The sequence below is a fragment of the Pseudomonas mandelii genome (assembly GCF_002251635.1).
Lineage (GTDB): Bacteria > Pseudomonadota > Gammaproteobacteria > Pseudomonadales > Pseudomonadaceae > Aquipseudomonas > Aquipseudomonas mandelii_B.
On record NZ_NMOJ01000118.1, the window covers coordinates 1 to 5,422 of the forward strand.

Genomic DNA, 5,422 nt, shown 5'->3' on the forward strand with positions numbered 1-5,422 from the left:
ACAAAACCCCTGTCTGCGTTAGCAAACAGGGGTTTTGGAATTTAATCTTGACGATGACCTACTCTCACATGGGGAAACCCCACACTACCATCGGCGATGCATCGTTTCACTGCTGAGTTCGGGATGGGATCAGGTGGTTCCAATGCTCTATGGTCGTCAAGAAACTCTGTGTCCAGCCCGTTACAGTCGTAACGTGCCAGCAAAATTGGTGACTTCTACTAAAACAAAACCCCTACCTGCATACGCAGATAGGGGTTTCGGAATTTAATCTTGACGATGACCTACTCTCACATGGGGAAACCCCACACTACCATCGGCGATGCATCGTTTCACTGCTGAGTTCGGGATGGGATCAGGTGGTTCCAATGCTCTATGGTCGTCAAGAAATTCGGGTACTGAGTCGTGACCAGATGGCCTCGCTTCAGCAAATTGGGTATGTGACAGCTTTCGGTGTTTTGTGAGATCGAACTTTCGGTTCTATCGTCTTCACACACCGCAATCTGGTCTCTTTCGCCTTTGGGCTCGAAGCAAGCAAATTGCTTGGGTGTTATATGGTCAAGCCTCACGGGCAATTAGTATTGGTTAGCTCAACGCCTCACAGCGCTTACACACCCAACCTATCAACGTCGTAGTCTTCGACGGCCCTTCAGGGGACTCAAGGTCCCAGTGAGATCTCATCTTGAGGCTAGTTTCCCGCTTAGATGCTTTCAGCGGTTATCTATTCCGAACATAGCTACCCGGCAATGCCACTGGCGTGACAACCGGAACACCAGAGGTTCGTCCACTCCGGTCCTCTCGTACTAGGAGCAGCCCCTCTCAAATCTCAAACGTCCACGGCAGATAGGGACCGAACTGTCTCACGACGTTCTAAACCCAGCTCGCGTACCACTTTAAATGGCGAACAGCCATACCCTTGGGACCGGCTTCAGCCCCAGGATGTGATGAGCCGACATCGAGGTGCCAAACACCGCCGTCGATATGAACTCTTGGGCGGTATCAGCCTGTTATCCCCGGAGTACCTTTTATCCGTTGAGCGATGGCCCTTCCATACAGAACCACCGGATCACTAAGACCTACTTTCGTACCTGCTCGACGTGTCTGTCTCGCAGTCAAGCGCGCTTTTGCCTTTATACTCTACGACCGATTTCCGACCGGTCTGAGCGCACCTTCGTACTCCTCCGTTACTCTTTAGGAGGAGACCGCCCCAGTCAAACTACCCACCATACACTGTCCTCGATCCGGATAACGGACCTGAGTTAGAACCTCAAAGTTGCCAGGGTGGTATTTCAAGGTTGGCTCCACGCGAACTGGCGTCCACGCTTCAAAGCCTCCCACCTATCCTACACAAGCAAATTCAAAGTCCAGTGCAAAGCTATAGTAAAGGTTCACGGGGTCTTTCCGTCTAGCCGCGGATACACTGCATCTTCACAGCGATTTCAATTTCACTGAGTCTCGGGTGGAGACAGCGCCGCCATCGTTACGCCATTCGTGCAGGTCGGAACTTACCCGACAAGGAATTTCGCTACCTTAGGACCGTTATAGTTACGGCCGCCGTTTACCGGGGCTTCGATCAAGAGCTTCGCGTTAGCTAACCCCATCAATTAACCTTCCGGCACCGGGCAGGCGTCACACCCTATACGTCCACTTTCGTGTTTGCAGAGTGCTGTGTTTTTAATAAACAGTCGCAGCGGCCTGGTATCTTCGACCGGCATGAGCTTACGGAGCAAGTCCTTCACCCTCACCGGCGCACCTTCTCCCGAAGTTACGGTGCCATTTTGCCTAGTTCCTTCACCCGAGTTCTCTCAAGCGCCTTGGTATTCTCTACCCAACCACCTGTGTCGGTTTGGGGTACGGTTCCTGGTTACCTGAAGCTTAGAAGCTTTTCTTGGAAGCATGGCATCAACCACTTCGTCATCTAAAAGATNACTCGTCATCAGCTCTCGGCCTTAGAATCCCGGATTTACCTAAGATTCCAGCCTACCACCTTAAACTTGGACAACCAACGCCAAGCTGGCCTAGCCTTCTCCGTCCCTCCATCGCAATAACCAGAAGTACAGGAATATTAACCTGTTTTCCATCGACTACGCTTTTCAGCCTCGCCTTAGGGACCGACTAACCCTGCGTCGATTAACGTTGCGCAGGAAACCTTGGTCTTTCGGCGTGGGTGTTTTTCACACCCATTGTCGTTACTCATGTCAGCATTCGCACTTCTGATACCTCCAGCAAGCTTCTCAACTCACCTTCACAGGCTTACAGAACGCTCCTCTACCGCATCACTTACGTGATACCCGTAGCTTCGGTGTATGGTTTGAGCCCCGTTACATCTTCCGCGCAGGCCGACTCGACTAGTGAGCTATTACGCTTTCTTTAAAGGGTGGCTGCTTCTAAGCCAACCTCCTAGCTGTCTAAGCCTTCCCACATCGTTTCCCACTTAACCATAACTTTGGGACCTTAGCTGACGGTCTGGGTTGTTTCCCTTTTCACGACGGACGTTAGCACCCGCCGTGTGTCTCCCATGCTCGGCACTTGTAGGTATTCGGAGTTTGCATCGGTTTGGTAAGTCGGGATGACCCCCTAGCCGAAACAGTGCTCTACCCCCTACAGTGATACATGAGGCGCTACCTAAATAGCTTTCGAGGAGAACCAGCTATCTCCGAGCTTGATTAGCCTTTCACTCCGATCCACAGGTCATCCGCTAACTTTTCAACGGTAGTCGGTTCGGTCCTCCAGTTAGTGTTACCCAACCTTCAACCTGCCCATGGATAGATCGCCCGGTTTCGGGTCTATTCCCAGCGACTAGACGCCCTATTAAGACTCGCTTTCGCTACGCCTCCCCTATTCGGTTAAGCTCGCCACTGAAAATAAGTCGCTGACCCATTATACAAAAGGTACGCAGTCACCCAACAAAGTGGGCTCCCACTGCTTGTACGCATACGGTTTCAGGATCTATTTCACTCCCCTCTCCGGGGTTCTTTTCGCCTTTCCCTCACGGTACTAGTTCACTATCGGTCAGTCAGTAGTATTTAGCCTTGGAGGATGGTCCCCCCATATTCAGACAAAGTTTCTCGTGCTCCGTCCTACTCGATTTCATGACTAAGAGATTTTCGCGTACAGGGCTATCACCCACTATGGCCGCACTTTCCAGAGCGTTCCGCTAATCTCAAAGCCACTTAAGGGCTAGTCCCCGTTCGCTCGCCACTACTAAGGGAATCTCGGTTGATTTCTTTTCCTCAGGGTACTTAGATGTTTCAGTTCCCCTGGTTCGCTCCATACACCTATGTATTCAGTGTAAGGTAACCATCTTATGATGGCTGGGTTCCCCCATTCAGACATCTCCGGATCAAAGTCTGTTTGCCGACTCCCCGAAGCTTTTCGCAGGCTACCACGTCTTTCATCGCCTCTGACTGCCAAGGCATCCACCGTATGCGCTTCTTCACTTGACCATATAACCCCAAGCAATCTGGTTATACTGTGAAGACAACATTCGCCGAAAATTCGATAATACTCAATTACGAGTAACTCACAAATTTTACCTTAGCCTGATCCGTTACCAGTGAAAGTAACGTTCAGTCTATCTTTCTATCACATACCCAAATTTTTAAAGAACGATCTAATCAAAGACTAGAAATCAACATTCACCATCATAACGATGGAATGCTCATTTCTAAGCTTTCAACACTTCAGAAGCAGTAGTGGTGGAGCCAAACGGGATCGAACCGTTGACCTCCTGCGTGCAAGGCAGGCGCTCTCCCAGCTGAGCTATGGCCCCGTATTTCTACAGGCGTTTCCCACACAAAATTGGTGGGTCTGGGCAGATTCGAACTGCCGACCTCACCCTTATCAGGGGTGCGCTCTAACCAACTGAGCTACAGACCCAATTTCGGGCTGCTTCTTATCGTCTTCTTCAATGAATCAAGCAATTCGTGTGGGAACTTATGGAGCAGCTGATGTCGTCGATTAAGGAGGTGATCCAGCCGCAGGTTCCCCTACGGCTACCTTGTTACGACTTCACCCCAGTCATGAATCACACCGTGGTAACCGTCCCCCGAAGGTTAGACTAGCTACTTCTGGTGCAACCCACTCCCATGGTGTGACGGGCGGTGTGTACAAGGCCCGGGAACGTATTCACCGCGACATTCTGATTCGCGATTACTAGCGATTCCGACTTCACGCAGTCGAGTTGCAGACTGCGATCCGGACTACGATCGGTTTTGTGGGATTAGCTCCACCTCGCGGCTTGGCAACCCTCTGTACCGACCATTGTAGCACGTGTGTAGCCCAGGCCGTAAGGGCCATGATGACTTGACGTCATCCCCACCTTCCTCCGGTTTGTCACCGGCAGTCTCCTTAGAGTGCCCACCATTACGTGCTGGTAACTAAGGACAAGGGTTGCGCTCGTTACGGGACTTAACCCAACATCTCACGACACGAGCTGACGACAGCCATGCAGCACCTGTCTCAATGTTCCCGAAGGCACCAATCTATCTCTAGAAAGTTCATTGGATGTCAAGGCCTGGTAAGGTTCTTCGCGTTGCTTCGAATTAAACCACATGCTCCACCGCTTGTGCGGGCCCCCGTCAATTCATTTGAGTTTTAACCTTGCGGCCGTACTCCCCAGGCGGTCAACTTAATGCGTTAGCTGCGCCACTAAGAGCTCAAGGCTCCCAACGGCTAGTTGACATCGTTTACGGCGTGGACTACCAGGGTATCTAATCCTGTTTGCTCCCCACGCTTTCGCACCTCAGTGTCAGTATTAGTCCAGGTGGTCGCCTTCGCCACTGGTGTTCCTTCCTATATCTACGCATTTCACCGCTACACAGGAAATTCCACCACCCTCTACCATACTCTAGTCAGTCAGTTTTGAATGCAGTTCCCAGGTTGAGCCCGGGGATTTCACATCCAACTTAACAAACCACCTACGCGCGCTTTACGCCCAGTAATTCCGATTAACGCTTGCACCCTCTGTATTACCGCGGCTGCTGGCACAGAGTTAGCCGGTGCTTATTCTGTCGGTAACGTCAAAACACTTACGTATTAGGTAAATGCCCTTCCTCCCAACTTAAAGTGCTTTACAATCCGAAGACCTTCTTCACACACGCGGCATGGCTGGATCAGGCTTTCGCCCATTGTCCAATATTCCCCACTGCTGCCTCCCGTAGGAGTCTGGACCGTGTCTCAGTTCCAGTGTGACTGATCATCCTCTCAGACCAGTTACGGATCGTCGCCTTGGTGAGCCATTACCTCACCAACTAGCTAATCCGACCTAGGCTCATCTGATAGCGCAAGGCCCGAAGGTCCCCTGCTTTCTCCCGTAGGACGTATGCGGTATTAGCGTCCGTTTCCGAACGTTATCCCCCACTACCAGGCAGATTCCTAGGCATTACTCACCCGTCCGCCGCTCTCAAGAGAGNANAANTNCTCT

The 5,422-nt window shown here is 51.4% G+C and carries 2 tRNA genes and 4 rRNA genes; all 6 read right to left on the reverse strand.

The window, feature by feature from the left end:
• Window positions 1–45 precede the first annotated feature (45 nt).
• A 5S ribosomal RNA gene (gene rrf, locus B7L09_RS16595) occupies window positions 46–161 on the reverse strand.
• Window positions 162–268: 107 nt separating this feature from the next.
• Window positions 269–384: ribosomal RNA gene (gene rrf / locus B7L09_RS16600) — 5S ribosomal RNA — on the reverse strand.
• A gap of 167 nt (window positions 385–551) precedes the next feature.
• Window positions 552–3,443: ribosomal RNA gene (locus B7L09_RS16605) — 23S ribosomal RNA — on the reverse strand.
• A gap of 250 nt (window positions 3,444–3,693) precedes the next feature.
• A tRNA-Ala gene (locus tag B7L09_RS16610) sits at window positions 3,694–3,769 on the reverse strand.
• Window positions 3,770–3,799: 30 nt separating this feature from the next.
• Window positions 3,800–3,876 (reverse strand) — tRNA-Ile (locus tag B7L09_RS16615).
• A gap of 82 nt (window positions 3,877–3,958) precedes the next feature.
• A 16S ribosomal RNA gene (locus B7L09_RS16620) occupies window positions 3,959–5,422 on the reverse strand; the annotation flags it as partial.